Source organism: Streptomyces sp. NRRL B-24572 (assembly GCF_002156145.1).
In the GTDB taxonomy this organism is placed as follows: Bacteria; Actinomycetota; Actinomycetes; order Streptomycetales; family Streptomycetaceae; genus Streptomyces; species Streptomyces vietnamensis.
In genome coordinates, this window is the sequence record NZ_MWIG01000177.1 from 1 (window position 1) to 1,053 (window position 1,053).

1 tRNA gene and 2 pseudogenes are annotated in these 1,053 nt (G+C 74.5%); all 3 read right to left on the minus strand.

The features are described from left to right. Positions 1-8 precede the first annotated feature (8 nt). A tRNA-Gly gene (locus tag CCN56_RS11595) sits at positions 9-81 on the minus strand. Positions 82-103: 22 nt separating this feature from the next. After that, positions 104-648 (minus strand): annotated as a pseudogene (locus CCN56_RS42565) (DNA-binding response regulator). Positions 649-682: 34 nt separating this feature from the next. Then, a pseudogene (locus CCN56_RS42570) lies at positions 683-898 on the minus strand (ATP-binding cassette domain-containing protein); the annotation flags it as partial. Positions 899-1,053 lie beyond the last annotated feature (155 nt).

Consider the following 1,053-nt stretch of genomic DNA (forward strand, 5'->3'; position numbering starts at 1 on the left):
GCTCCCTGAGCGGACGACGAGATTCGAACTCGCGACCCTCACCTTGGCAAGGTGATGCTCTACCAACTGAGCCACGTCCGCATGCGCCGTAGCGCGCTGCTAACTATACCCAACCTCTGGACCGCGCGAGACGCACCGCCGTGTGGCGGTCCTCCGCACCCGGCGTCGCGGTGGTGGAGGAGAGGTGGTTCCGGACCGTTCCGGGGGAGAGCGCGGCCCGTCGGGCGATCTCCGCGACGGGGCGCCGTCGGCGGCGAGTTCGAGCGCCTCGGCCTCGCGGGCGGCCATCGGCGAGTGCCCGGAGGGGATCGCGTCGGCCGCCAACTCGGGTTCCACGCAACGGTTTCCGGCGGGGCGGTACGGACCGGCCCGGTCGGCCGCTGGGTGCTGCCCGTCTTCGGGGCGAAGCCGCGGACGCCCGCCGCGAGCGCCCGCTCGAGGTGGCCGGGGCGGCCGTGGCCGGTCACGATCATCGTGCGGCAGTCGGGGAGTTCGTCCCGGATCGATGTGGCCACCGTCACACCGTCCGCCCCGCATCCGGAGGTCGAGGACGGCGACGTCGGGCCGGTGGGCGCGGGCCATGGCGAGCGCCTCGGGTCCGGTCGCGGCTTCGGCGACGACGACCGGGTCGTCCTCCACGGTCGGCACGGCTCCCCTCCCGGGCGCGGAGGGGGATCGCGCAGCGGCGGGCGTCGACGTCGAGGCCGATGGTGGGCTCGTCGGAGGAGAGGGCCTCGGGGCGGCCGAGGAGGGTGCGGGCGGGGTCGAGGCGGCGGCGTTCGCCGCCGGACAGCTGCTTGATCCGCACGTTCTCGTGGTCGGCGAGGCCGACGGCGCCGAGGGCCTCGCCGGGCGGCCGGGCGCCGCTGGTGCAGCCGGCCCACATCCGTACGGTCTCGTGGTCTCGGCGACGGTGAGGTCGGAGGGCAGTGCGCGCTGCCACCGTCCCGGCTGACGAATGTCATGCCCCCGGGAGGAGGGGAGCGGTCCGGGAGTACGACAAAGGCCCCGGTTCCTGAGAACCGGGGCCTTTGCTCCCTGAGCGGACGACGA